General features: G+C 44.1%; 29 protein-coding genes. 4 read left to right on the top strand and 25 right to left on the bottom strand.

What is annotated here, in order from left to right; all coding sequences use genetic code 11:
- Positions 1 to 60 precede the first annotated feature (60 nt).
- The 6 genes from PTQ21_RS29420 to PTQ21_RS29445 all read right to left on the bottom strand — a co-directional run bounded on the left by PTQ21_RS29420 (position 61) and on the right by PTQ21_RS29445 (position 4,302).
- A complete protein-coding gene (locus PTQ21_RS29420; protein ID WP_063565295.1) occupies positions 61 to 600 on the bottom strand; it encodes an SMI1/KNR4 family protein in 540 nt (179 codons plus the stop codon).
- A gap of 336 nt (positions 601 to 936) precedes the next feature.
- Entirely contained in the window at positions 937 to 1,266 is a 330-nt protein-coding gene (locus PTQ21_RS29425) for a GRAM domain-containing protein (RefSeq protein ID WP_063565294.1), read from the bottom strand.
- Between the two features lie 185 nt (positions 1,267 to 1,451).
- Complete coding sequence (locus tag PTQ21_RS29430; RefSeq protein ID WP_076287857.1) at positions 1,452 to 2,270, bottom strand: purine-nucleoside phosphorylase; 819 nt, start codon at positions 2,268 to 2,270, stop codon at positions 1,452 to 1,454.
- Between the two features lie 127 nt (positions 2,271 to 2,397).
- Positions 2,398 to 2,724, bottom strand: a complete 327-nt coding sequence (locus PTQ21_RS29435) for an immunity protein TriTu family protein (protein WP_274568160.1) — start codon at positions 2,722 to 2,724, stop codon at positions 2,398 to 2,400.
- Positions 2,725 to 2,879: 155 nt separating this feature from the next.
- Positions 2,880 to 3,050, bottom strand: a complete 171-nt coding sequence (locus PTQ21_RS29440; protein ID WP_274568161.1) for a hypothetical protein — start codon at positions 3,048 to 3,050, stop codon at positions 2,880 to 2,882.
- A 91-nt stretch (positions 3,051 to 3,141) separates the two neighbouring features.
- The gene (locus PTQ21_RS29445; protein ID WP_274568162.1) at positions 3,142 to 4,302 is read right to left on the bottom strand and encodes a serine hydrolase domain-containing protein; all 1,161 of its coding nucleotides are present in this window, start codon (positions 4,300 to 4,302) and stop codon (positions 3,142 to 3,144) included.
- A 185-nt stretch (positions 4,303 to 4,487) separates the two neighbouring features.
- Between PTQ21_RS29445 and PTQ21_RS29450 the strand changes: the two genes are divergently transcribed.
- A complete protein-coding gene (locus tag PTQ21_RS29450; RefSeq protein WP_274568163.1) occupies positions 4,488 to 4,928 on the top strand; it encodes an Lrp/AsnC family transcriptional regulator in 441 nt (146 codons plus the stop codon).
- A 12-nt stretch (positions 4,929 to 4,940) separates the two neighbouring features.
- On the opposite strand, the gene PTQ21_RS29455 is transcribed toward PTQ21_RS29450, so the two are convergent.
- Positions 4,941 to 6,065: an MFS transporter gene (locus PTQ21_RS29455; RefSeq protein WP_274570585.1), complete on the bottom strand. Its 1,125-nt coding sequence runs from the start codon at positions 6,063 to 6,065 to the stop codon at positions 4,941 to 4,943.
- Between the two features lie 421 nt (positions 6,066 to 6,486).
- Here PTQ21_RS29455 and PTQ21_RS29460 point away from each other — a divergent pair, with 421 nt between their 5' ends.
- The gene (locus PTQ21_RS29460; RefSeq protein WP_274568164.1) at positions 6,487 to 8,055 is read left to right on the top strand and encodes a helix-turn-helix domain-containing protein; all 1,569 of its coding nucleotides are present in this window, start codon (positions 6,487 to 6,489) and stop codon (positions 8,053 to 8,055) included.
- Between the two features lie 87 nt (positions 8,056 to 8,142).
- The gene (locus PTQ21_RS29465) at positions 8,143 to 9,210 is read left to right on the top strand and encodes an ABC transporter substrate-binding protein (RefSeq protein ID WP_176854651.1); all 1,068 of its coding nucleotides are present in this window, start codon (positions 8,143 to 8,145) and stop codon (positions 9,208 to 9,210) included.
- A 140-nt stretch (positions 9,211 to 9,350) separates the two neighbouring features.
- On the opposite strand, the gene PTQ21_RS29470 is transcribed toward PTQ21_RS29465, so the two are convergent.
- From PTQ21_RS29470 to PTQ21_RS29515, 10 genes are all read right to left on the bottom strand, one after another.
- A complete protein-coding gene (locus PTQ21_RS29470) occupies positions 9,351 to 9,734 on the bottom strand; it encodes a hypothetical protein (RefSeq protein WP_274568166.1) in 384 nt (127 codons plus the stop codon).
- The gene (locus tag PTQ21_RS29475) at positions 9,713 to 9,901 is read right to left on the bottom strand and encodes a hypothetical protein (RefSeq protein ID WP_274568168.1); all 189 of its coding nucleotides are present in this window, start codon (positions 9,899 to 9,901) and stop codon (positions 9,713 to 9,715) included. Before PTQ21_RS29475 ends, PTQ21_RS29470 begins: the two co-directional genes overlap by 22 nt.
- 556 nt (positions 9,902 to 10,457) lie before the next feature.
- On the bottom strand, positions 10,458 to 10,811 hold the full coding sequence (locus tag PTQ21_RS29480; protein WP_090809586.1) for a hypothetical protein: 354 nt from the start codon (positions 10,809 to 10,811) through the stop codon (positions 10,458 to 10,460).
- A gap of 50 nt (positions 10,812 to 10,861) precedes the next feature.
- Positions 10,862 to 11,755 (bottom strand): phosphotransferase family protein, encoded by an 894-nt coding sequence (locus tag PTQ21_RS29485; protein WP_274568170.1) that lies wholly within the window; start codon positions 11,753 to 11,755, stop codon positions 10,862 to 10,864.
- Positions 11,756 to 11,781: 26 nt separating this feature from the next.
- The gene (locus PTQ21_RS29490; RefSeq protein WP_274568172.1) at positions 11,782 to 12,264 is read right to left on the bottom strand and encodes a DinB family protein; all 483 of its coding nucleotides are present in this window, start codon (positions 12,262 to 12,264) and stop codon (positions 11,782 to 11,784) included.
- 766 nt (positions 12,265 to 13,030) lie between these two features.
- A complete protein-coding gene (locus PTQ21_RS29495; protein ID WP_274568173.1) occupies positions 13,031 to 13,558 on the bottom strand; it encodes a cysteine hydrolase family protein in 528 nt (175 codons plus the stop codon).
- A gap of 40 nt (positions 13,559 to 13,598) precedes the next feature.
- On the bottom strand, positions 13,599 to 14,027 hold the full coding sequence (locus PTQ21_RS29500; protein ID WP_063565278.1) for a hypothetical protein: 429 nt from the start codon (positions 14,025 to 14,027) through the stop codon (positions 13,599 to 13,601).
- A 42-nt stretch (positions 14,028 to 14,069) separates the two neighbouring features.
- Positions 14,070 to 14,615, bottom strand: a complete 546-nt coding sequence (locus PTQ21_RS29505) for a GrpB family protein (protein WP_274568174.1) — start codon at positions 14,613 to 14,615, stop codon at positions 14,070 to 14,072.
- Between the two features lie 48 nt (positions 14,616 to 14,663).
- The gene (locus PTQ21_RS29510) at positions 14,664 to 15,527 is read right to left on the bottom strand and encodes a GNAT family N-acetyltransferase (protein WP_274568175.1); all 864 of its coding nucleotides are present in this window, start codon (positions 15,525 to 15,527) and stop codon (positions 14,664 to 14,666) included.
- Positions 15,528 to 15,724: 197 nt separating this feature from the next.
- A complete protein-coding gene (locus tag PTQ21_RS29515; RefSeq protein ID WP_274568176.1) occupies positions 15,725 to 17,215 on the bottom strand; it encodes a glycoside hydrolase family 43 protein in 1,491 nt (496 codons plus the stop codon).
- Between the two features lie 177 nt (positions 17,216 to 17,392).
- Between PTQ21_RS29515 and PTQ21_RS29520 the strand changes: the two genes are divergently transcribed.
- On the top strand, positions 17,393 to 18,295 hold the full coding sequence (locus PTQ21_RS29520; protein ID WP_274568177.1) for an ArsR/SmtB family transcription factor: 903 nt from the start codon (positions 17,393 to 17,395) through the stop codon (positions 18,293 to 18,295).
- Here the strand turns inward: PTQ21_RS29520 and PTQ21_RS29525 are convergent.
- The 8 genes from PTQ21_RS29525 to PTQ21_RS29560 form a co-directional block, all read right to left on the bottom strand.
- Entirely contained in the window at positions 18,292 to 18,765 is a 474-nt protein-coding gene (locus PTQ21_RS29525) for an NUDIX hydrolase (protein WP_090809572.1), read from the bottom strand. The two genes, PTQ21_RS29520 and PTQ21_RS29525, sit on opposite strands and share 4 nt — an antisense overlap.
- A gap of 26 nt (positions 18,766 to 18,791) precedes the next feature.
- Complete coding sequence (locus PTQ21_RS29530) at positions 18,792 to 19,283, bottom strand: GNAT family N-acetyltransferase (protein WP_274568179.1); 492 nt, start codon at positions 19,281 to 19,283, stop codon at positions 18,792 to 18,794.
- 62 nt (positions 19,284 to 19,345) lie between these two features.
- Positions 19,346 to 19,756 carry a DUF6157 family protein gene (locus PTQ21_RS29535; protein WP_063565271.1) on the bottom strand — a complete coding sequence of 137 codons (411 nt, stop codon included), beginning with the start codon at positions 19,754 to 19,756 and terminating at the stop codon, positions 19,346 to 19,348.
- A 66-nt stretch (positions 19,757 to 19,822) separates the two neighbouring features.
- Positions 19,823 to 20,251, bottom strand: a complete 429-nt coding sequence (locus PTQ21_RS29540; protein WP_274568181.1) for a GNAT family N-acetyltransferase — start codon at positions 20,249 to 20,251, stop codon at positions 19,823 to 19,825.
- Between the two features lie 179 nt (positions 20,252 to 20,430).
- The gene (locus tag PTQ21_RS29545) at positions 20,431 to 21,657 is read right to left on the bottom strand and encodes an amidohydrolase family protein (protein WP_274568183.1); all 1,227 of its coding nucleotides are present in this window, start codon (positions 21,655 to 21,657) and stop codon (positions 20,431 to 20,433) included.
- Positions 21,658 to 21,783: 126 nt separating this feature from the next.
- A complete protein-coding gene (locus PTQ21_RS29550; protein WP_269054397.1) occupies positions 21,784 to 22,551 on the bottom strand; it encodes a DUF1361 domain-containing protein in 768 nt (255 codons plus the stop codon).
- A 261-nt stretch (positions 22,552 to 22,812) separates the two neighbouring features.
- A complete protein-coding gene (locus tag PTQ21_RS29555; protein WP_063565268.1) occupies positions 22,813 to 23,367 on the bottom strand; it encodes a methylated-DNA--[protein]-cysteine S-methyltransferase in 555 nt (184 codons plus the stop codon).
- Positions 23,368 to 23,431: 64 nt separating this feature from the next.
- A complete protein-coding gene (locus PTQ21_RS29560) occupies positions 23,432 to 24,136 on the bottom strand; it encodes a DNA alkylation repair protein (protein ID WP_274568190.1) in 705 nt (234 codons plus the stop codon).
- Between the last annotated feature and the right edge of the window lie 88 nt (positions 24,137 to 24,224).

Genomic DNA, 24,224 nt, shown 5'->3' on the forward strand with positions numbered 1-24,224 from the left:
GAGCGATTTATTTTTCTGCGCCACTATTTTGCACGGAAATTTCTTTCTTCTGCCTAATGATTAAGCGGAATCGTTCGATTCGTCCTCTGCTATACATTTCCGAATAAAATCAAATAATCCCTTAGCCTCAACCGACCGATGTCCCCAATCATGCCAAAAGTACAATACCTGTCCCACGGTTCCAGAACTTGATGGGTCTGTGTCCAGACATAGATAATCCCCACCGCCATTTTCTGCAATCGGAATCCATTTGCAGTTCCACAGTACTGGCTTAATGGCATCATCCTCAATCTCGGGCTCCATCTCGTCCGAATCGAATTCTTCCTGCAAAAAGGCCCAGTTCTCCTTCACCTGATCCAGAGGTGACAATGTCAGGGTACGAACAAAGGAATCTACGCCAACATTCCAGGCTTGTCCGTTATGCACACGATACAGAGCCTTCATCTCTTCAGGCAAGGTCACGCCAAGTTCGTTTTCTACGGATCGAAAATCTTCATCGCTCGCACCAGGTTGAAGATTCAGTGCTACCTCAAAATCTGCATTTGCTACCGTCCCTTTTGCAATAATACGTTGCCACAGCAGTTCTGCTTGCTTGATCATTCTACATCCTCCTTCTTGTGCGCTTTATAGATTGTCTAGTCTAATGATATAGAAAATCTAACTGTACGATATCAGAGATAGGAAATACAAGGGAGTGCATGACGATCTTGTTAATCCCATCATTTTGCCAAATCAAAAAGCACCGCCCAACGGATTAATTCCGTATAGACAGTGCCCATTGTATAGCCTTTTTAGTGCATATCATGTTATTAATATTGTCTATATAGATTTCAATGCATGATTAATCTGTGAGGATTTAATAAATTCATCTGTCCAGAGCAGAATCCGTTCACTTTATTATCCCACATTTTTTGGTTTATGTACTTCATCTGAAACTTACATTATTTCGTTATTCATTCTCTTGGCTTGTACAATCTCCTTGATGATCTTAGAACGATTCCAGACAACAAACTTGAAGACATGTCCACTGTCTAATGTAATGGTAATTCCGTTAGGGATTAGTCCCCATGTCGCACTTTTCTCAATCTTAGTCATAGCCCAGATCTCGATTTGAACCCATTCCGTCTGAAAATTCAGACCATGAGGAATAAAAACTAATCGTTCATTAGTTAGAAAAAGCTTTCCTCCTACTCCTTCAAAACCTCTTAACCAGTTTGCATGAATCCTCTCAAAAATGACGTGTTCATGGGGGCCCAATTCTTCCATTTCTATCAGTCTCCTTTTTCAGCCTATAGCTTGAATCTCTATTATTATAGGTCGTTTTGACCGATATAGGAATATTTTGCACATGTTCATTTGTAAAAAAAAGCACTGCCCAACGGAATCACTCCGTCTTGGACAATGCTTAATATATTAGTGCTTTGAAAGAAGAGCTTCCTCTCGATTACAGATTACATCTCTTTCAGAATACCTTTAACCAGTCCGATGAAGGTTGTTTTCACTTTTGCCGCGACTTCAATCACTTCATCATGACTTAACGGCTGATCCAGAATGCCGCAGGCCATATTGGTCAGACAGGAAATGCCCAGTACTTTCATCCCGCCATGAATGGCTACAATCGCTTCAGGTACCGTCGACATACCCACAGCATCCGCGCCCATCGTACGAATCATGCGAATCTCTGCTGGAGTCTCATACGCCGGACCGCTCCACCATGCATATACCCCTTGCTGCAAGCCAACATTCTGCTCCTCCGCTACCTTCAGGGCGATACTGCGAAGTTCACGATTATATACCTGTGACACGTCAGGGAAGCGCACGCCCAGCTCGGCATTATTCGGCCCCATCAGCGGATTATTGCCTACCAGATTGATATGATCCGTGATCAACATAAGCTGTCCAGGTTCGAAGCTGGTATTGATCGCTCCACAAGCATTCGTGATGATCAACTGCTCAACACCCAGTGCTTTCATAATCCGAACCGGGAACGTGACTTCATCCAGGGTAAATCCTTCATAATAATGAAGGCGTCCTTTCATCGCTACGACTGTCTTGCCCATCAGTTCTCCGATGACCAATTCGTTAGCATGACCAATCGCCTCGGATTGAGCAAAATAAGGAATGTCCGTATATGGAATGACGGTAGCATTCTCGATCTCGTCCGCGAGCGCTCCCAGCCCTGATCCCAGAATCATACCCACGACAGGCTTGTTATTAATACGGTTTAATATGTAATCTCTGGCTTCCTGAATATGTGCGGATTGATGCATAAATATATTCCCCCTGAACATCTGAGTTTGGATTAAGTAAGTACTATAAACCAAGTGTAATGAACATTAGTGATCAAGTAAATGGGAGCCGGATAAAGTGGACTCTGCCTCTCCTCCCCAAAGCAGGTTAAAGTTTGAGCCCTGACTGTAACACGTCGAAATATGGTTTCAAAATCTCATCAAAATCAGGTTCGTCATCCTCTACGTTTTCAACATACTTCCATAAAAGAAGTTCTTCCGTCTCGATGTTCACAACCTCATATTCCATTTGTTTTGATGCCCAGACAGTCACCTGGCCGATGGCATACTCGGACTCATGAACGAATCCGGTTGAAGGATCTGGGATAAGTTGTTCATCAACGTCCCCCTGTTTGGCCTGCTCCGTCGAGATACCCAACGATTGTTGCCGTTCTACCTGACACCTGGCCCATTGATTAAATTGGTTTCGGATCATATGAAAAACGCTCCCTGCCTTCTGGCTTGACCAACATTCAGGCCATTCATGCTTCAACTGTACACAAAAAACCGATCCTCTGTCGAGAATCGGCCCCATTATTAAATACGGATAAGATATTCCATACTGACATGTAATGATAAGCTGGCTTACTGCTACTCTAGCGAATGCTGATTTTTGCTTTTCATGAAATCCATCCCCATGCACAGCAACAGCATCAGTGCAGCAAACATCACGGATTTACCAATGGTTCTTTCAGGAAAGATCATATAGGCAGCTAGAAAATTGCCTGCGAAAACAAACAGGTAATTGCGGATGCGATCCATCTTCTCATCTCATTTCGGAATCAAATTTAGATTTCACTGTAATCTGCTGCTCTACCTTATCATAATTTTCCATATAAATCCATAATACAACTTATCTCTTTCGCTCAATCCCCTCATAGACCGCCTCGCAAAGTTCCGTTGTGAATCTGCCTGACATGCCCTCCAGAGCCGTATTCGTAAATGCGACAACGCTCAGTTCTTCTGTTGGATCAACAAACCACGAGTGACCATAGGTTCCACCCATGCGCCACGTTCCAGTAGATTCCAAAGTACCCGCCTCAACCGGATCTTTCAGCACCGTGAATCCCAGGCCAAATCCTCTGCCTGGCCAATAAGGCATCTCCAGATCGCCAATCTGATTGCTCGTCATTTCAGCGACCAGCGCTTTAGGAAGAAGCGAACCTCCACCTTGACGCAGTGTTTCAAGCAATATAAGAAAGTCTCCTGCACTTCCTATCATGCCCGCACCACCCGAAAGATAGGCCGATGGATCAAGGTATCTTTCGGGTGCGAGTTGGAAGCCCGCCGTTCCTTCAATAAAAGGTACATGGTCCTCATCGCACAAGCGACGAGGTTGCCCCGAACTGTTGGAACTGTCCGCATAGGCAGCTGTCATTCTCTTCGAATCCACAGCGACAAAATCCGTATCCTTCATACCCAGTGGATGAGTCAAGAGCAGTTGTACGGCCTCTCGCAGTGACCCCCCGGTCACTTTCTCAATAACAGAACCGAGTACATCTGTTGCAATCGAATATCTCCACATCTTCCCGGGCTCATACAGAAGTGGAGCAGAAGCAATCCTCTGCAAATTCTCTTCCAGCGTAATATCAGCGATATCCATCCCATCTGATACTCCGGCAAGTTCGTACGTTCCTCCGTTTTCCTGAAAAAAACGATACGTTAAACCCGCCGTATGTGTCATCAGATGATGAACCGTCATGGAGGCAACTTCCCCATTTGGCTGTTTGGGACGGAATTCAGGCAGCCATTTCATAACCGGGTCATCCAGATTTAATTTACCTTGGGATATCAATACCATGGCGGCGGTGGATACAATCGGTTTGGTTACAGAAGCATACCTGAACAGTGCATTTTCTTGCATGCGTCTGTTCTGTTCCCGATCGGCGAGGCCATCCGCGCTGTTATAGACCATCTCCCCTTTCCACGCAATCTTAACAACGGAACCCACAATTCTTTTTTCTGCCAACGTACGGTGAATCACTTCTTCTACAAATGCAGAATTAAACTTCATATCTTTGTCTCCCATTTCTCTCTTCCCCTCCATGTGCCACTTGCTTGATTATTTAAAGTAAGTGTGCTTATTATATAAATGATCTCATTCATATTACATAAGACAACAAAGTTATCAGCTTTAATCTACAATGAATATAAAGGCATTCACAAAATATTTCCTATAATTTAAAAGGAGGCCATCTTATGGACCAAATCGATACTAATATCCTCTTTCATTTGCAAAACCAGGCAAGGCTATCCATGACGGAATTGGGCAAGCTGGTCGGTTTATCTCAACCCGCCGTAACGGAACGCGTGAAGCGTCTAGAAGAAAGCGGTGTAATCGAAGAGTACCGTACTATCATTTCCCCGCTGAAAATAGGGAGGTCGAGTACTTCCTATCTTCTTTTTCGCACACGGGATTGTCATGCCTTTCTTGATTTCTGCCGTTCGTCACCCGAAGTGATTGAATGTCATCGCGTGAGCGGAGAGCATAATTACCTGTTGAAGATCATGACAGATTCGATTGCTGGTCTTGAAGCATTTGGAGACCGATGCGATCAATACGGTACCTACACCACCCTCATCGCGATGTCCTCACCTATTGCAACCAAAAATCTCATCGAAGGAACGAATCCGGTTTAAATGTTTCATCGATCATCGGTCCTTAACCTGTCTTGGAAAATCATGTTTACTGGCGAACCAGGCGACGAGTAAGGCCATAACGATCAACAGGATCAGGGAAATAGGTAGGAAACGAGCGCCTGTCTGCTCCAGCAGGATGGCTCCGACGATCCCTCCCCCTCCGATCCCCAGGTTCCATGCTGTCACCAGCATGGATTGGGCAACATCGGCACTTTTGCCTCCGGCCTGCGCAATTGCAGTCTGTAATAACGTAGCCGCTCCGCCAAATGTAAGCCCCCAAGCGACTACTCCCAGAATGATCATTATCGGTTGATGGATAAAGATCCCCATTGCCAGCGATGCCAGCGCAAATAGAACAAGGCTAACCAGAATCAATAATCTCATGTAACGGTCAATCAACAGTCCAACAATCCATATACCGATTACCGAAGTCACTCCAAAGATCATCAGAACCAGGTCCACCCTTTCGGACAGCATCGTCTCGCCCAGATAAGGTGAGATATACGTGTACAGAATGTTATGGGCCAGTACCCAGGTCAGAACAACAAACAATATGGGACGAACCCCCGGTATAACAAAAATCCGATGAAGCGCAAGCTGATGACGTGCAGGCTCCCCCTCATAGTCAGGTACTTTCCAGAGCACCCACAATACAAGCACTACCGTCAATAATGAGACTGTTCCAAAAATAAGACGCCATCCTGCGTAATTGCCCAAAAAGGTTCCCAAGGGAACGCCCAATGCAAGGGCGAGCGGTGTTCCCACCATGGCGACAGCCATCGCTTTTCCCTTTAGCGAGTCTGAAACCATCCGGCGTGCGTAACCTGCAGTCATCCCCCACAACACTCCAGCAGATACACCCGCCATGAAGCGTGCAGCAAGGGTCAAACCATATACTGTAGATACGGCCGTAATCGTATTGAAAATCAGAAAACCGAAGATGCATAATAGCAGCAACGGCCTGCGTCTCCATCCACGAGTTGCTGTCGTCAGAGGAATTGCCGCCAGAATAGACCCCACCGCATACAAAGTGACGAGCTGTCCAGCCAAACCTTCTTTGATATTCAGATCTTTCGCTATTTGCGGCAGCAGCCCCGCCGGCAGGCTTTCTGTAAGAATGCATATAAATCCAGCCATGGCCAAAGCGAGTAGAGCTGACCAGGGAAGGCGTTCTTTTGCGATTGTGTTCGCGTTCACAAAAACTCTCCTTTATCCTTTATTTTTGTATAATCTAGAAGCCTCTGGCCTACAGAATAAGCTTATAAAATCGAACCCACATTTGGCATACATAATCAACGGCAGATCGAGCATTTTATAAGGATAATCCATTTAATTTCGGTGTTTCACTTCGAATTTCAATGTAAACGCTATTAAAGCAATTATCATCGCGTACTGGATCATTAAAGAGGATGGGAGAACAACGAAGGGAACATCGAAGATGACGAAGATGATTGATAGCACTTCTGATACTCGCTAGAATGATAAGATAATACATAGGCTTTGACTTCAATGCCTTTAAACACACACTGAAATCGGCTTCATAGAGGGGGACATCTCGATGTACAATCTTACATCCATTGAGCACCACACCAGGCTGCCCTCTAACGGCAACCCGTTCACACATACAGAAGGACAACTGTTATTGCTGCTGGAGGATGGAGAGATCTGTCTGACCGTGAATCGTCAGCATCGCGATCTTAAGGCAGGGTATTTTATTTTTCTCCAGGATGGCAAGCAGCTGCAGATTAGACAGACTTCCGCAGATCCATTACGCATCATCGCGTTGGAGATAGAGGGGCAAGTCTCGAATAGAGAGGATTCCGAAGAGGCTCTTATTCTCCCTCCCCTTTTTGAGCATAACCGTGTGGGTATTCTGCAATCCCATGAACGCGAGTTAATCAAAGAACTGCATATACTCTGGCAGAAGCATAATCATTGGCAGCAGATTCGTATCCAAGGACAATTTCTGCAATGGGTCGCAGATGTAGGAGAACGGCTTGAATCCACCTCCGATTATGACTCGGCCAGTCTTGTACTGGATGCGCTGCGTTACATGGAGCAGAACTATCAGACGCCGATTACACGCCAACAGCTTGCCGAACGGGCAGGTTTCTCCGAGGGGTACTACTCCCGTTTTTTCAAGAAAAACGTGGGCAAAAGTCCGCAAGAATATCTGACCGACATTCGAATGCATCATGCCAAACGGCTGCTCACCAGGCAACAAAGCTCCATACAGGATGTAGCCGCTCAAGTGGGTTATAACAACCCTTTATACTTCAGTCGTATATTCAAAAAAACCGTGGGCCTCTCGCCCACCGTCTATATTCATTCAAATCCACGCCAGATCAGGGTGGCCGCCATGAATAATCAATATACAGGTCATCTGCTAGCACTGGGACTGGAGCCTTGCGCCGCAACGGGTCCTTCTTTCAAAGCCGAAACCTCTTTGCTGGATCATACGCTTTTCATGAATGCCTATGAAGGGGATGCGCCCGATTCAACTACATTGCTCCGGGCTGAACCGGATCTGATTCTGACCAGTGAATATGCAGACGAGGCACATGTTCAGCAGTTGCACCAGATTGCACCTACACAGACGATTGCTTTTCAATCCCAGGACTGGCGCAGTCAGTTCCTCGAAATTGCTGAGGCGACCGGACGAAATCAACAAGCTTGCAGCTGGCTGGATGAATATGATGAGAAATCCCATCAGGCTGCAACCCATCTTCGTCAGCAGATTGGCTCTGCTTCAATCGTGTCGTTACTCGTTCGAAGTCAGGATTGTTTTGTTGCCGGCTACCGCCATATGGGTGCGGTCCTGTATCAGGATCTGCAATTGTCCACCCCTTCCCTGATCCATGAACAGCAGAGCCACTATATTGCTGAGGATTGGAAAATGGACGATCTGGACGCCGATTACATCATGCTAGTGTTCCACCCTTCGGTCAGTGATGCCGAGCAGCAGAGATGGTTGAACTCACCCTGGTGGAAAGCGCGGGAAGCGGTGAAGCGGGGGCGGGTTTATTTGGATCAGATGAATTATGTACTCGGTAGCTATAATGCCTTCTCGCATGATCTGTTATTACGGGAAATTCCCGAGCGCCTTCGGTCACTATCGTGCATGTGAATGGTTCCTTTTGTGCCTCGACGCACGGAATCTTCTCTCCTATACTAGTAATTGAGAATGATAATCAGTAAAGGGGAACATGCACATATGAATACAGATAGAAGAAACAAACGTGGATTCAAAACCAATTTGAAGGCAAGCATCATGCTAATGCTGCTGCTTATTCTGGTTGCCGGGTGCTCCAAGGCCGAACAAGCTTCTACGGGTGAATCTACTTCCACAACCAGTGAGTCAACAGAGAGCACCAACGGCACCTCATCGTCGGATAGCGAGGCAATCAGTACAGAGACACGCACCGTTGAGGGTATTAAGGGTCCTGTTGATATTCCTGCTGAACCCAAGCGTATCGCTGGCTTGACCTATGCGTATGCCGATCACCTCGTGGCATTGGGCATGAAACCATACGCCATGGTGACCCAAGTCGGTCAGGAGATGCCTGCCTATCTGAAGGACAAGCTCGAAGGCGTCATTCCACTCGGTTCAGTTAATGAATTCAACAAGGAAGCACTTCTAGACACAGAGCCGGATCTCATTCTGTCCAATGAAGTACTTGTTGATGAATACGACGCAATCAGCGCAATTGGACCAGTCTATATGAGTAGCTACTTCAGCAATTCGCTTGAATGGTTCAAGGATACAGCCAAAGTATTGGGCAAAGAAAAAGAGGCAGACGAAATCGTGGATCAGTTGTATCAAAAGGCGAAGGATCTGGGCACCAAGGTTGCTGCCAGCGATGCCGCGGATGATACCATTCTGATTTTTCGTTTGACCGATAAGCAGATTCAGGTATTTGCTCCAAGTGACAAATCACCTGACGCCTTCTATTCTCCGAACCTGCTGTACGATATAGCCGGACTCCATGCACCTGATCTTGCCAAAGCAGGCATCGTCATGAATGAAGTTATTGAGAATGTGTCGCTCGAATTGTTGCCTGAATTGAATCCGGATCGTATTTTCATGATCATCTCCGGTAGTGAAGCAGATAACGAACAAGCACTCACTAAGCTGCGTGACAATGCAGTCTGGAAAGGCCTGAAAGCTGTGAAAAGTAACCAGGTCTACATGGTGGACAACACGGTCTGGGTAGCTGGATTTGGACCGATTGCCTATGGCCAGGTTCTGGATGAAGTAGAACAAGCTTTGCTTGGAAACTGAACGCAAGATGACTAGAGATTTGCGGCATAAATAAAAAAAAACAGGCATGTCGTTTACATGAAGGGGGAAGGCCCTCAACGTAAATGCATGCCTGTTTATGTTTATGTTTATGTTTATGTTTATGTTTATGATTTTGTTTCTCATTTTAATGTATAGCCCCCGAGATAAGTTTCCATCAGTTCATTAGAGAGCTGAATAGCTTCGGAACGATTCGTTGCAGGCATCGAGAGCATGAGCCCATCTTCGGCGCTCCAGCTTTTACTGTTCTGCTCTCCGCTTGAATCCTCCTCGGAAATGGCGATGGTGAGTTTGCTGAATGCACGATCAACAAATAGTGTTCCGTATAGGAAGATATCCGTTTTCCCATTTTCAAAAATGATGTACTCCATCGATCCGTATCCTTTATGAAAACGAATTTTGAGCATCTTTTGATCTTCGGGTACAGGGAAAGGCTCACCTTCAATATCAATGGTTCCTTTGAATATGTAATCACCCGAGGTCGTTAGATAACGCTTGCCATCCATCTTGATATGAACCGTTTGCTCTGGCTCCCTGTTGTCTTCTCCCCCAGCCGATACTTTACACCCACACCATCAAGATGGATCGTTCTGGGCAGAAACAGAAGAACCACACTGATCACAATCATCAATACCCAGATGGCAAGCACGATCGAAATGATTTTTTTCCTCATAGTCCATCTCCTCAACTCATCGGTCTACAACTTTTGAAGATATACTGTCTCTTCCTGATCTTCATTCCCTTGAATATGGACAGGGATGGGAAAGTCTTCATTCCCCCCCTATCAAAGATGGCATATGAATTAATTACAAATTATAACATATAAACTACTCGCATAACGGTTTAAAGCAATTCACTTACTTTCATTACGGCACGGAATCAGGCCTATGCTTACAGATGCCTTAAAACGCACGGCTGAAATTGGCACACAACTTTTGCATACAACAAAAAAACCGGTCACCTCGTGACCGATTCAATCAGCTCCTCGGGGAGCGTTGGCAAATATGAGCGAATGACAAGGAGCCCATGATTGCTCTCCTTAATGTTACTCCAGAACGGCTTCTTTGGCTGAGCTGCTGATCGAATATACAAAGGCCAGTTTTTGCTTCCACGCAAAAAAACAAAAACACCTCCGTATTCCGTCCATGATGACAGCAGAGCAATATGCCTTGGAAGGTGCTTTGTGATGACGATCATAGAATGGTTAATCTGTAATGGCGTGTGAAGGGTTACAACTTGTCCACCTGTAATAATGTTACCGGCTTCACCGTACAAGCTGGACTAATCTGCTCCTCAGTCAGTATGTTCAGTTTGATCAGGCTTTTCAGCTTATGACTGTCCACCTTGGACAGAAGTCGCCAGATGTCCGGATCGGGAAGGGAAGCATACAGCTTCTGATCATTATATTCCTTGCGGTGCTGAAGCACCGTTTTCACAGCGTATCCGCCAACTTGCGTCTCATAGACGCCCTGCTCCTCACAATACCCGACAATCTCATCTCGTAACACAGATAGACGTTGTTCAATTTCTTTTTGTTGCTGTTTTAATTCAAAATAGGTTTGCACCTTCTGTTCCATACCCATCACGCTCCTCTATACCATAGGTATGCAGTGAAGGATAGTTTAGGACACTACTACAGCAGTTCATCATTTAAATATGAATTATTGCCAATAATCTTTTTAATCCGTTGCATCACACCCGGCCCCAGAGGAACATTAGACACTCGCTTTAATAGAATCCAGCGCAAACAAGCCATCGCTTCAAAAATCTCCGCATCGTCTGGTGTGTATTCCGTCAGACTCTTGAATAGAGCACTGTACATCTTACCGTTTCGTTCCCCCGTATAGATCGTCATCAAAAAAATGGACCACGCCATATCGTATCTGGGATCACCACGCTGACCATTTGTCCAATCGATGATCGCATATTGATCACCTGCCTCCAGAACATTTCCCAGGTTATAATCACCATGGATCAAATGATCTTGCCTCAACTCAGTCCGTTGAAGAAGGGTCGTCAGAATCTGATGCATATCCTCATGCAGTTCAATGGAGGGAAAAAAATATCCAACGAAATCATATTGTGGTATGTAATTTGCAGCCGCGTTACCTGCATCCTTTACATCATAACCGTGGACCTGAATTAACTTTTGAGCCAATTGCTCCAGCTTGGTTTTGCTTAACTTGGCTATAGGCTCCCCGTCATAACTTGTTAACAGGACTTGATTAGAATCCACATCCACGCCCCAACCGTAGGGTTGGGAGACTTTTATTCCACTCTCGTATAGTTGAGATAATAGTTCATACTGGTTGCGAATATTGGGTTTGGAATCCTTGTTCCATATCTTTAACACATAAGCGTGATCGGCGCATTCTATCTTCACAACATCTGCTTCCAGCCCTGGTGACAGGGGAAGCACCTTGTATGGTTTTTCAGTCAGAATGCGAATTTCTTCGCTCAACTCTATCCAACGGATACTTTCCAGCGTTAACTTCATTTTGCCCAACCCTTCTCTGTGAATTAGCATTTGAATCTTTCTGTCTCCTCTTCACTCTAGTTGTCGAGTGGAATTAGTCCTTTACCAATGAAATTGGCAGACACAGGCTTCTTGTCCAGTTCTCTGGACCATACCGATAATTGCCCCATATGGTGAATCTCATGAGCAATCACGTGACGCATCACTTCTCCCCACGATTCCTTGGCGATGGAGCTATCCAATTCGGGATCAATGTAAGGTCTCTTTTCCATGCTGGGATCCCAGGATAGAACAAATGCTTCCACATCAGGTCGCAGCTTGCGGTCGAATTGTCGTACGGCTTCCAGTGTTTTATAATTATCAAAATTCTCCATACCATCCGGTTTGCCCTGCAATACTTGGAGCCAGCTCCACTCTACATCGATGATATGAAAAAACGTTTGCAAAATATTGCCTACTCCCCCCGTCCGAGGTCGAAGCAGCTCTTCCAGCGGTACATCCTCACACCACTGAAACCATTGCTCACGCACGATCCAGTTATAACGAAAGAAAGATTCCATTTAGCTATTCTCCTTTTCTATATAATTGAACTAAAAAATATTTACACTTGCCACTCCAATGACAGAACAACCTTCCGATCGCTGTTATCCCCAGATTTTTTGGAATCCCTTTTTCAAAGGGGAAAATCCGGGGATAGCCTATGCTTCCGATGTAGCTTTCTTTCAGAAAGCTTTTAGGCGAACGCTCCGCTTCTTCAGGTTATTTCTGCCCTCTACGTTCTCGTGTAAATGTTTAGTTCAATTTATATATCATGCTTTTTAAGTATTTTGATCAGTTCCATATTTGCAAAAGTTTTGTCCGAATGTTCAGGGTCTCCGCAAATCCCGCTAATTTGATCAAATCCCGATTTGGTCCAAAATCGTAATGCAGGCCAATTTTTGAGCGCCACGTTGATTCTGTGGCCCCAATCTATTCGTGCCTTCTATCATAACCCATGATATGGTAAAAATAAAAGAGCCGCGATCGTCGCAGCTCCTACTCTTTTGGCGTCGTTATTCTCTTCTTTACATAGAGTAAAACATGAATTCCAGCGTATATAAACAGGACATTAAACAGATAAAGAAGGGCATTCACATTTACACTGGAAAGAAACCAGATCGTATCATCAGGTGTCTTATAGTGATAATCAGTAAAGAACCGGAATGGAAAACCATACTCTGTTCGTAAAGTACCCTCCGTGTAGGCTGTTCCTGGAATAAAGATCAAACCTAATACAGCAAGCCAAGCCGAAAGATTAAATATTCTTTTATTAAACGTCAATTCATCTCATCCATTCATTACATTTTCGGTATCCACCACATTCGCAAACATACTCAGAACCGAATTGTGATGTTCTATAATTTGCTCAGCTTGAAGAATGTTGGAATTCCATGTGCTGTGAGCATCACGAACCAAGGTTAGTGCATAGCCAAGGCTACTTGCTCTGCGACAAGTCGTATCCACGCATATTTCCGTCTGCATGCCAGTCAGAATAAGATCCTTCACTTCGTTTTCTTGTAATTTCATGTTCAGATCTGTTTCGTGAAACGAATCCGGTGTAAGCTTTTCAATAATAAGGTCACCAGTGATCGGCGCAATGGACGGATGAATCGCCCAACCTGCCGTTCCACGCTCAAGGGGACTGCCTGCTCCTTCACTGTGCTGAATGTAGATAACGGAGTGACCTTTTTCCCGAGCCTTGAAAATGACGTGTTGAATTTTCTGAAGCAATACGTCCCCCTGATATACGGGATCTGATTCATCGAACATGGCTACCTGAACATCGATTACAAGAAGTGCACAGTGGGTTGGCATCTTATATTCCTCCTGAAAAATAATATTAAATTAGCACTTGTTATGACTCCTTCTTCCGTTTTCGCACCGTTAACAAACCTTCCAAACCCAGATCGATCAACACAAATAGTATAGCAGCTAGGACGCCAAATAAGCTCAAAACTAACGACTCTTTAAAATTTAAAATTTCTTCTCCAGCACCCATGAGTAAATAATAGATATACATACCTAAGACTCCAGCACATGCGTAACCCAGTATTCTCAGACTTAGATACAAGGCATGATTAACGAACTGAATTCTGCTCAACAGATAGTCCAGCAATAAAGATAACGGTAGCCCGATCAATGTGATCAGGGGAGTCGCATATACAAGATAAACAAGAATATAGAAATCAAAGCTGTAAGATTCATTCATGGATATGATACTTGCAATTAAAGTAAAACTAATGATGGTTAGAACGGTCGTCAGAAGCTTTCTTCCAATGTTCATCTCACCACTCCCATAAGGTTATCCATATACAATGAATGTTTCCTATGCGTCAGATTCTCCCGGTTGCCACCCGATTTCTTGGGACCATAGATGAGCTTTCTCTAAAATGCTCCACACCATCGGTCCTTTGCCTTCCACGTATTTTGGACGCTGGTCCTTGTATAATGCCATAAGCCGGTGCTTCTCTTCTACATATTTCAATCGATCCTCTGGATGTTGCCTCAAATAATCTCTAAAAAGCAAGTTCATCTGCTCAGAGAAACTCCCTGCTTGTCTTACATGTACATGTGTTCTCCTGCTTCCGGGCACTTCACGAAAATATCGCTTGGTATTATCGGGATTTTCTTCTCTAAATACGAAGCCGGCCGCTTCGATTTCTTGTTTGTAGTTAAGCAAACCATCATAATCAGATACGGAAATTTGTATATCTATGATCGGCTTGGCATCCATTCCGACGATGGAAGTTGATCCGACATGATCAATCCGCACAGCCGTCTCTCCCAACGCCTCTCTTAAATTCATTCCGGTATCGAGGAACATGTGCCTCCAAGCAGGATCATACGTTGCAATTCTCCATTGATCTTCCATGTAGTCCTCCCTTCAATTTCATTAAGTATAGTTTCTATCATCATTTCTCTACACGACTCTATAAACCATGTGAGATGCTTCGTCTCCTGAAAGGAAACCTAATTTGGTATATAAACAGTCAGCCTTATTTCCTATAGTAACGAACAAACGAATGGTTGGAGAGAAACCTTCCAAATGAGAAATCGCCTTGTATAACATATATCTTCCTAGACCCTGATTACTATAGCCCGGCTTAACCGATATATCATACACAAGAGGCATATCCTCCCACATCGAAATCAAACAAAATCCAACGACCTCGTTCGTCTTTTTATCTACTAAAACCGATGATGCATTCAACAGCTCATCCTGACGGTTATGTTCAAAATAATAACTCACGTCATCCCGATATGTATCCAGATTTCCCTCATCCATTCCTCCACGATATGATTCGTTCATGACTTGAACAATGCTTGGCAAATGTTCCAGTTGGGGTTTAATACAAATACAATCAGTATGGAGGTCATTTTCGATCTTCTCTGTAGGTCTAATCATACATTTCCTTGTGTTTAAAACTTCGAAACCAGCCGACTTCAACACATCAATATGTTCAGCCAGAACATTGTAAGCATCTACCTTTGACTGCCCCCCTGAATTTTGAATGGCATAATCCTTTAAGAAATGAACCATATCTACAGTCAACGTGGATGGAGGGATCATAAAGAAAGATCCAAGTTCATTACTTGTCAAAGAAATCCCGCCCACTCGTTGATTGTTTTGATAGATCCAATAACAATCACTTGCGTCTAGCATCATTTCTTGAAGAGATGCCCAGCTCGGTCTAAACCAGATATTCTTTCTATACGTCGCAAAATACTTGGCATAGCTAGTTTGATTCGCTGCTACTAACGAATATGAAGTCTTATCACTCATTGCCTTCTCCCTCTCTACTACAACTTACTTCTCGGTGGTTATCCAAATATGTTGTAATCTATATTTGATTCTCAGCATACAACTCATTCTTTGCTACGGCTATATAATACATAAACAAGTGCTACTACACTTTTGTTTGAGAAATCACGAGAATTGACAAAAAAAGAGAAGGAACAAAAGTCCCTCCCCTTACCTTTTCAGATATAATCACACTTAAATTTAGAAAACTCAGCTACAGAACCTTCTCCGCTCGCGTATAGACCAATGAGCACCCCTGTAAATCCCCCGGCAACTTCTGAAGAAAGGTATTTCGTCTGTGCTGTACCTAAGAGGATGTCCTTGCCATCTGCATGAATTAGGAAGCTGTAGCGTTCATGGCTTGCCTGTATAACCAATGTGGCATGATGATCACTTCCCAGTTCAACTTCATTTTCGACTGATTTGATATCCCCAATATTCAGACGCTCAATCACCTTATACCCGCTCTGCTCTTTGCGAATGGCCAAGTCATAATGGTGCTGTTCATCCATATAGATGGTGATGCCTGCCTCGCCATTCGTAAGACTAACGTCAACAGAGATGGTCGCATCAAAGTCTTTTTGGCGTAGGCCAATGAATGTCGGGGATGCTGGAACATCCAGTGTCACTTCGGTTCCTTTTAACTTTAAGTTGCTTTGCTCTAACAAATAATTTTCTGTATTGGGATGACGAAGATAACACCAGTCCAGATTCCAATCCGTGTTCTCAAACGTATAGCTTTTCTTCTCTTGTTGAATGACTATGTCGGAAATACGATCAGTGTCAAAACTCATAAGCGTCGTACCTTCATGCCCTGCCGTAAACCAGCCTTCCTCATCAAAGTTAACTGGCGTAAGGAATACTTCTCGGCCCAGATGATGATAGGTAAGCCATTGTCCACTCTGACGGAATCCCAAATGGAAAATCCACCAGTTGCCTTCCTTGTCCTGAATCAAGTCGCCATGACCAACCCCCTGCAATTCGTAACCGCCCAGATTACGGTTGGTCAGAACAGGATTCTTGGCATAGGGCTCGAAAGGACCCGAAGGAGAATCTCCCCGCGCATACGTGACCATATGACCGTATTCGGTTCCGCCTTCAGATGCCATGAGGTAATAGTATCCATTGATTTTATACAAATGTGGGCTTTCCAGATAACGTCCGCCTGATCCTTGCCATATTGAACGGCTTGGAGTCTTTTTGCGACCTGTTTCAATGTCAATTTCACACTGAATGATTCCCCCAATCCCTTCATCATCGGTCCCGTTGCTCATAAAGAAGGCCTTACCATCTTCAAAATACAAATCCGGATCGATTCCCCCTTGATCCACAATAATCGGTTCTGACCACTCCCCGTATATATCGTCAGTCCATATGTAGAAATTCTGACGCGTCGTGTCGTTCGTCGTGGTCATATAGAATCGCCCATTGTTGTATCGAATTGTAGGGGCGAAGACACCTCCAGAGCTGCCCACCGTCTCCAGACGAATCTGGCTTTTTCGAGTTAAACAATGACCGATTTGGGTCCAATTCAATAAATCTTTGCTTTCAAAAAGCGGGACACCCGGAAAATACTGAAAAGAACTGCACACCAGATAATAAGTGTCATCCACCTTGCAGATGCTCGGATCAGGATAGAATCCTTTAATAACCGGATTATTGTATTTCATTTGAGCCACCTCTTTTTCTATAATTCATATATTTAAGAATCCAACTTTATAAGTAGATAAAAAAATTAAACACTATCGCAAACATACTTTCAATGCATTAGAGTTGAAGAGTCCAGTTAAATTCATTAAATTAATATATATATGATTTCAATAGATCTGGTTAGGAGATTGTTAAAGATGATCAAAGCGAACGGAGATCCAAAATTCATACCATTATACGAAGCGCTGGCAAGCGAGGTTAGATGGAGGATCATGGATTTGATTGCAGATAGCGAAATGAATGTCAAGGATATTGCGGCTGCGTTAGAACTTAGCCCCTCCATCGTCACGATGCACATACGAAAGCTTGAGCAAGCCGGACTGATTGATAGCCGTAGGATACGCCTGAATGGAGGCACGCACAAATTGTGTTTCCTCAAACAAAATAACATTGAGATCGAACTACCATCCCCCAGCCGGACAGCAAGAATTAGAGAGCAGACAATTTCAGTGGGGCACTATACTGCATTTGAAATCCATCCTACCTGTGGACTTGGAACACACGAGAAAGAAATTGGTGTTTGGGACGACCCACGCTACTTTCTTGATCCTGAGCGGGTTCACGCTGCCATCCTTTGGTTTGGAAGAGGTTATGTCGAATACAAAACGCCTAACTATATACTTCCCGATCAGACTGCTAACGCCATTGAAATTTCAGTGGAACTGGCTTCTGAAGCCCCGGGTTTAAGAGATCATTGGCCATCGGATATCCGATTTACGTTTAACGGCATTTCGCTTGGAACGTGGACAAGCCCCGCTGACTTCGGAAGAGCTGCCCGAGGCAAATATACACCAACATGGTGGCATCGCAATGTGAATCAATATGGATTATTAAAGACGATTCGTGTTGATGACTCGGGTACGTATATGGATGGAGAGCGGATGTCGGACGTGACGATCGAGGATATCAAACTGGAGCAGCCATTCTGGACGCTTCGTTTCACAGTTGACGAGGAGGGGGCTAACGTCGGGGGATTAACACTTTATGGTTCCGGGTTCGGCAATCATGACCAGGATATTGTCATACGCGTACAACGCTAATCTTTCTTTATGTAGTAACGAATAATCCCGTTCTTCTCTTCAAACGTATTCCTTTGAATGAACGGTCCATCAGGAACTAGCTTTACATCATCCATTGTTGTTGAAAAATAAGTGATTGGTTTCCAACATGCTTTATAGGGGATAGAGCCTTCTATTCCAACAAATTCTTCCTGGTTGTATTGAGATTTATCTATAAATGATGCTTCATAGATAAAATCAATTTCATGACCTAATTCATCTTCTATCCCAAAAATATTTTCAATAACGGAAATTAATCGGGGCTCTTCGATCTCTTGATCCAACTCTTCCTTGAGCTCCCTGATCAGAGTTTTCTTACTGTTCTCACCGAACTCTATCGTTCCACCAATAGGTCTGTAGAAAGTAGTTGAAATATCCGGGAAGTTAATTTCCTGAACCAAAATGCGATCTTCTTTCCTCAAAATAGCTAATGAGACAGAACGAATTTTCATTTTTTCTCCTTAACCTATGTTTGTTTTTATTCCTTCGTACTAAATGTCTGAATATACTTTCTGGCATCGTCTCTGAATGTTTCCGTATAATGATCATTTGTATAATCTTTTAACACCTTTCGCCAGAACGCTATTGCAGGTGTGTTACTCTCCATCTGAGCAAGTGCCCAATTGGCTTTGTATAACTCAAATATCTGCATCGCAGCAGCATATCCAACCCCACTTCTTCTAAACTTCTTCAGGATCATAAAGTCATAGATTACATGTGTAGGATCTGGATCGGTATCTAAATTTTCAAGTAGTACAATCACAAAGCCGGCTATAGTGCCAGAAATCGTAATGAAATATGGCCTCCACCTGTTATCACCTTCCCAAATGAAGTCAATATTCACATCGTATTTACCTTCTTGATTGATATCCTCGCTTGTAAATTCGCTGAAATCATAATGGTACAGTTGATACAGATTCGATAACATATTTTTCTCTGCCAACGTTACTGGAGTGAGGTCTACTATCATACTGCCTCCCTATAGTTCTCTTTTAAATTTCACGCTGAGCATTGGTGCTCCAACGGATAGAGCTATTGACGGCTCGAACGCATCGCCTTTACATGTTTTAAACTACTATCGTTTAAGAACTCTTTATAGACTTCGGATTCAACGGCGTAGATCGCCACTTTTCCTTGTGAATTATGATGAATACCCCAACCGTAACGCTTACCCAACGAAGAAGTACGAAGACAGGGTTGTCCCTTAGAGAAAAACTTGGTTCTCTCTATGGATCTTTGTTCGTCGGGTATATCATTGCGCTGCGCGAACACTTCAAACATGACATCCTCTTGCGTATATTGATAAGGGTGGTTTGCTATCATTTCATATTGTATAACTGGAACGGTTTTACTGCCGTTTTTGGCTTTGGGGATCTCTGCCACTTTAACAGGGCAATCTTCTGCTACTGCAATAAAAGTTTCATAGTAGTTCATGTCTTTCATCTATATATCCTCCCATCAATTCATAAAAAAATATGGATACGAATATACAATCAAGCTGGAGCTGTTTTATAAATATTTCTTAAAAGCCTTGCTGGATTCCCCATCGTACCCTAACTTCGTGTAGAAGCCGTGTGCCTCGTACCTGGATGAACCGCTGGTGAGAAACACCTTTATACAATTTTTCTGTATGCATACATCCTCTATATACTTCATAAGTTCAGATCCATATCCCTTGCTCTGCACATGCTCCGTAATGATAACCCGCTCAACCACGCCAAAAGGTCTATTTTCCACTAAAGCATCCAGACAAATATGTAAATGCGCAGTCCCAATAACCTGATCATCGACTTCGTAAACAAATAAGAAACTGTTGGGATTATCCCTTACTTCTTCAATCCGCTCCGCCAGTACCTTCGTATTCAGGTTGTTCGGTAATAATTCTTTGTACAACCTTTCAATAACCTCGACATCCCTTGCTTCGGCCTCTCTGATCATCAGGTTCCACTCCTCAACTTAAATAGTAAATTAAATGATAACTACGTCCATAATAACCCAAAAAGCGGTATATGCGAACAGTAACTTCCTCTTTTCCCACCTGCTGATTAGCGGTTCTTTCCTTACAGGTCCAGAACAAAAAACCACGGTTTCCCGTGGTCCATCCATTCCAGTATGCTCTATTCTACCGATCCACTTACCAGTCTTCCTTCAAACCATACCGCTTGTCGCGCAGACCTTCTGGCAACCGCCTCTGCCGAGCAACTTGCTTCTACCAGTACAAAACTAGCTGTATCCCCTACCTTCGGCCATACCTGTTGTCCCTCTGAATCCAGTGGAGTGATACCACTTGTGACAAATGCAAGAGACTGAGCCAAGGAGCGTTCATCGTTATACCCGTACAATTCGGCAAAACGGCCGGCTTTCTCCAGTTGATCTCCATTCCCAAATGGAGACCAATGATCCGTCAAACTGTCTGTCGCCAGCTTCACGTTCACCCCATGTTGATGGAGCATCGGAAGTGGCATCATCATTTTACCGATAGGCACGGTCGAAGCAACGCTCATACCAAGGGAGGCCAATCGCTTGGCCATATCTTCCGCTTCTTGCTGCTCCGCACGGGCGAACCAGAACGCATGGCTTACGGTAACTTTACCCTGAAGTCCTGCTTCTTCGGTCAGATCAGCCAATTGCAGCAACGTTTGTTTACCCGGTTCTCCAGAATCATGCAAATGAATATCGATGCCTGCCTGATATTGAACAGCCAGTTCGACCATTGCGTTAAGCGATTTCTCAATATGCTCGTCCACGGTGTGAGGATCAAGTCCACCTACATGAGTAGCCCCTTCCGCCATGGCTTGACGCATGAGTTCAACCGAATTAGAGCGGAGAAGTCCATGCTGCGGGAAAGCGACGATTTCAGAGGATATTTTGCCCGAAAATGACTCCAATGCCTGCTTTGTAGCTTCCAGCCGTTTCAACCCACTGACCGGTTCAATATTGCAATGACTGCGCACATGGGTGGAACCATATCCCTGAATCAGGCTCAGAATGCTCTCCGCCTGACGCTTTGCATCGGGTAATAGCTTGGGCAGCAACACTTTCTCTTCTTCGATACGTTCGAAAATGCTGGAGATGCGTCGAACCGCTTTCCATGGTGCATCATAATACGTTTTATCCAAATGAATATGGGCTTCCTCGAACGAAGGCAGTAGCAGCAATCCTTTACCATCAACCTTTGGCAACTCGCTTGTTAATTCCGTATCCCCGTCCATGATGGCTGCAATGACTCCATCTTCAATCCGCAGATGACCAAGGCTCGTCCGGGTGCCAGTTACCTGCCCGTCTTCCATCACATAACTTTGCTCCAATGATACGTTGGTTAACCAGTATTCCTGCTTCAACATGGTCACTCCCTCTTTCCACTCGGTCTATCTAGCATCGAGTACCGATTCATCTTCTGTGGTCAATGGTACCATAGGACCTCATTCAGCAAAAATAGTTAAAACGTTGGTGTTCCATACGATTATCGTCTAGATATTATTGGACTTCCCCATTAGTATACGAAGTGTAATATATCCCAAAACTTGAATCACAAATACCATAGCCACAAATTCAACCAGAATGCTGTTGCCTGCATTTAAATCAGTCATGATATCCTTCAAAATTAGACCGGGTTGCTTCAAGACATCCCAACTATTCCACCGATTAAATCTTCCGATGTATACCCCTAGACTGCTCAGAAGTAAAACAACGCCTACAACTACCATACCGCTAAATGGGTTTAATCGTTTATTTAACAATTTGTGAATTTGATGTATCGAGCAAATGGATAGAAGTAAACCCAGTATGGCTAAGACAAATGTTAGGCTGAGGCTATACCAGAAATCAATATTAACCCAGAATTTAGTTTCCCCCTGAGGATCAAAGTATCTGAATGCATGCAAAATTTCTGTGAAAAGATATGCCGAATTCGGTAGAAAGAACAACCAGCCTGCACACATTACCCCGACTAGTGCGATGCTCGTTCTTGTAAGTTTCCTATTGCTTACATAACTAATCGTTGATGAAATGATGAATGGAACCCATGCTAAAAAAATGTCCCACGTTAAAAATTGATACATGTTCGTGTTTGATTTGGTACGTAAGTAGACAGCAACAAGTAGACAACCTATGGTAGCAACGATTAAAACACTACTCATTTTTAAATAAATCGTATTTTTATTATTGTTCATTTCTTCGCTTCGATTTCCCTTTCCTTGGTGGTATGCAAGTGCAGTCCTGATAACCTGATCATCCATTTCATAAACGAACTGTGACTCCGCCTTCCTAGTAATACACGTCCATCATAACCCAAAATGTGGTATATGCAAAAATAGCGGCGTGAACCCAGAAGGAAAAGAAAAACTTTTGTGGTATTTGCATTCCTCTTCCATTCTCCTCACTCCTAACAGTAGAGAATGCAAAAAAACAGGCACTAGGGAGTGCCTGTACATATTTAGAACCAAGCAAAGTACTTAGCTAATAGTTCACTGCTTCTTTTTTATATGAAAATATGATGATCAGAAATTAAACCGCGCATGGCCGCCATCCGTCACGCCTTCAATCTGTTCAATATCCAGCAGTCTTCGCTTCATCTCCAGTCCTCCGCGAAAACCGGTCAGCTTGCGGTTGGCACCGATAATGCGATGACACGGCAGCAGCACCGGAATGGGGTTGGCTCCATTGGCTGCCCCAACAGCTCGCACCGCTGAAGGTCTTCCCACCGCAGAAGCAATGTCGCCATAGGTTCTTGTCTCACCATAAGGAACATTCCCCAACTCCGTCCATACCTGCTGTTGGAATGTCGTTCCGATCAAATCAAGTGGAATTTCGTCTGTGAAAGCCACCTTGTCTCCGGCAAAATAGGATTGCAGCCAATCCATCATGCCCGTATGCTTCAACGCTGCTTGATTCTCTTCGAGCTCCACTCCAGGAGCAATTCGGCCAATCCAACTACTCCAATCTTCCAGCGTTTCATTGGGCATGATGACACGGCATAACCCTTTTTCGGTGGCAAGCAATACCCACGGACGACCGTCTAATTCCATTTTGGTCCACTTGATGCTTTTTCTCATACGTCAATCGTCCTTTCCCCTCGTAGGTTTTATATCTGGTTTCTTTTCTCGTTATGCACACATACTACACACGAATCCGTTTTATCGCTTTCCGTCTCATGCTGCGGATGATCTGCTTCGTCTCCGGATCAACACGATAGGACTCCGTTATTTTCTGAAGAGCCTTATTATACGTAAAGTCGTCCAAGGTATTGTCCTGCAAATAACGTAGCGTGGCTTCAGGCTGTTTCACATAAGCGATGGAAATCGCCCAGGCCACTGCCATTTTCACATAGTACCCTTCGTGATGAATGGTATCTAATGAAGCAAGCACTCTGCTGATATATTTTTCTTCCATATAAAAGTTCAACAGCATTACAACCCCGAAGCGAATGTCGTATTCCTGGTTGGATACCAGATAGGCCTGCAAGAACTGCCACACTTGATCCAGATGTGCCTTTGTATATTTCAAACCACCGCAGAAGCTGTCGCATACAGACCAGTTATCTATTTTGGGAACAAACCAGGCAATATGCTGCAGGAGTTCCTCCATATCTGCTTGGGCATGACCGATGACCATCGCTTGCAGCATCACTTCTTCAAAATAATCATCATCAGCGGTTTTCAGGTAGGCACGCCAGTCCTCTTTGACGATTTGTTTCGCCATCTTGCGTATTTCAGGCAGTCTCACACCTAACAGATTCGTGATATTCGGAATGAGCGCAGCCGAGAATTTCTGATATTCCGGTTCAACCAGAGATAACAATTGTGTTCTTACAACCGATTCCACATGTCTCCTCCTCATCGGGTTTTCTACAACAAGTATATCCCGGCAGCATCCATTTGTAAGCCCATATCGAATGTTTTAGCAAGATTAC

Origin of the sequence: Paenibacillus marchantiae (assembly GCF_028771845.1) — a bacterium.
In the GTDB taxonomy this organism is placed as follows: domain Bacteria; phylum Bacillota; class Bacilli; order Paenibacillales; family Paenibacillaceae; genus Paenibacillus; species Paenibacillus marchantiae.

Bases quoted from the DNA above. Each gene is read 5' to 3' on its own strand.
- PTQ21_RS29440 (WP_274568161.1), bottom strand. From the start codon at position 3,050: ATGGATCGCATCCGCAATTACCTGTTTGTTTTCGCAGGCAATTTTCTA.
- PTQ21_RS29505 (WP_274568174.1), bottom strand. From the start codon at position 14,615: ATGGAAGATCAATGGAGAATTGCAACGTATGATCCTGCTTGGAGGCAC.
- PTQ21_RS29470 (WP_274568166.1), bottom strand. From the start codon at position 9,734: ATGGATGGCAAGCGTTATCTAACGACCTCGGGTGATTACATATTCAAA.
- PTQ21_RS29555 (WP_063565268.1), bottom strand. From the start codon at position 23,367: ATGAGAAAAAGCATCAAGTGGACCAAAATGGAATTAGACGGTCGTCCG.
- PTQ21_RS29465 (WP_176854651.1), top strand. From the start codon at position 8,143: ATGAATACAGATAGAAGAAACAAACGTGGATTCAAAACCAATTTGAAG.
- PTQ21_RS29525 (WP_090809572.1), bottom strand. From the start codon at position 18,765: ATGAAAATTCGTTCTGTCTCATTAGCTATTTTGAGGAAAGAAGATCGC.
- PTQ21_RS29540 (WP_274568181.1), bottom strand. From the start codon at position 20,251: ATGATCAGAGAGGCCGAAGCAAGGGATGTCGAGGTTATTGAAAGGTTG.
- PTQ21_RS29460 (WP_274568164.1), top strand. From the start codon at position 6,487: ATGTACAATCTTACATCCATTGAGCACCACACCAGGCTGCCCTCTAAC.
- PTQ21_RS29455 (WP_274570585.1), bottom strand. From the start codon at position 6,065: ATGGCTGGATTTATATGCATTCTTACAGAAAGCCTGCCGGCGGGGCTG.
- PTQ21_RS29515 (WP_274568176.1), bottom strand. From the start codon at position 17,215: ATGAAATACAATAATCCGGTTATTAAAGGATTCTATCCTGATCCGAGC.
- PTQ21_RS29545 (WP_274568183.1), bottom strand. From the start codon at position 21,657: ATGTTGAAGCAGGAATACTGGTTAACCAACGTATCATTGGAGCAAAGT.
- PTQ21_RS29475 (WP_274568168.1), bottom strand. From the start codon at position 9,901: ATGAGGAAAAAAATCATTTCGATCGTGCTTGCCATCTGGGTATTGATG.
- PTQ21_RS29430 (WP_076287857.1), bottom strand. From the start codon at position 2,270: ATGCATCAATCCGCACATATTCAGGAAGCCAGAGATTACATATTAAAC.
- PTQ21_RS29480 (WP_090809586.1), bottom strand. From the start codon at position 10,811: ATGGGTATGGAACAGAAGGTGCAAACCTATTTTGAATTAAAACAGCAA.
- PTQ21_RS29425 (WP_063565294.1), bottom strand. From the start codon at position 1,266: ATGGAAGAATTGGGCCCCCATGAACACGTCATTTTTGAGAGGATTCAT.
- PTQ21_RS29445 (WP_274568162.1), bottom strand. From the start codon at position 4,302: ATGAAGTTTAATTCTGCATTTGTAGAAGAAGTGATTCACCGTACGTTG.
- PTQ21_RS29435 (WP_274568160.1), bottom strand. From the start codon at position 2,724: ATGATCCGAAACCAATTTAATCAATGGGCCAGGTGTCAGGTAGAACGG.
- PTQ21_RS29420 (WP_063565295.1), bottom strand. From the start codon at position 600: ATGATCAAGCAAGCAGAACTGCTGTGGCAACGTATTATTGCAAAAGGG.
- PTQ21_RS29450 (WP_274568163.1), top strand. From the start codon at position 4,488: ATGGACCAAATCGATACTAATATCCTCTTTCATTTGCAAAACCAGGCA.
- PTQ21_RS29530 (WP_274568179.1), bottom strand. From the start codon at position 19,283: ATGATAGTAGACCTCACTCCAGTAACGTTGGCAGAGAAAAATATGTTA.
- PTQ21_RS29485 (WP_274568170.1), bottom strand. From the start codon at position 11,755: ATGCTAATTCACAGAGAAGGGTTGGGCAAAATGAAGTTAACGCTGGAA.
- PTQ21_RS29500 (WP_063565278.1), bottom strand. From the start codon at position 14,027: ATGAACATTGGAAGAAAGCTTCTGACGACCGTTCTAACCATCATTAGT.
- PTQ21_RS29535 (WP_063565271.1), bottom strand. From the start codon at position 19,756: ATGAAAGACATGAACTACTATGAAACTTTTATTGCAGTAGCAGAAGAT.
- PTQ21_RS29520 (WP_274568177.1), top strand. From the start codon at position 17,393: ATGATCAAAGCGAACGGAGATCCAAAATTCATACCATTATACGAAGCG.
- PTQ21_RS29550 (WP_269054397.1), bottom strand. From the start codon at position 22,551: ATGGATGATCAGGTTATCAGGACTGCACTTGCATACCACCAAGGAAAG.
- PTQ21_RS29495 (WP_274568173.1), bottom strand. From the start codon at position 13,558: ATGCCAACCCACTGTGCACTTCTTGTAATCGATGTTCAGGTAGCCATG.
- PTQ21_RS29490 (WP_274568172.1), bottom strand. From the start codon at position 12,264: ATGGAATCTTTCTTTCGTTATAACTGGATCGTGCGTGAGCAATGGTTT.
- PTQ21_RS29510 (WP_274568175.1), bottom strand. From the start codon at position 15,527: ATGAGTGATAAGACTTCATATTCGTTAGTAGCAGCGAATCAAACTAGC.